At 62.5% G+C, this 208-nt stretch carries 1 protein-coding gene; it reads right to left on the bottom strand.

Annotated elements, in window-relative coordinates; genetic code table 11:
- Window positions 1-208, bottom strand: a 208-nt coding sequence (locus EAE89_RS23370; RefSeq protein WP_214086710.1) for a hemagglutinin repeat-containing protein, incomplete at both ends; no start/stop codon positions are given.

The following is a 208-nucleotide window of genomic DNA, read 5'->3' on the forward strand; positions in this document are numbered from 1 at the left end:
TGTCCCGCCTCTAATGTGGTGTGCGTGTGACTGATGCCGTTGCCATTTTCATGGCCGCGGCCCCGACTGACATTGGCCGACGCCGTCAAGCCGGTGCTGCCCGGGCCGGCGGTGACACCCACGCCCAGCGCGCTACCGTGGCTACTGTTTTTGCCGATAGTCTGTTCGGTGTTCTGGCTGGAACTCAGTTGGATGTCTCGGCTGGCAT

Source organism: Photorhabdus heterorhabditis (assembly GCF_018448905.1).
In the GTDB taxonomy this organism is placed as follows: Bacteria; Pseudomonadota; Gammaproteobacteria; order Enterobacterales; family Enterobacteriaceae; genus Photorhabdus; species Photorhabdus heterorhabditis.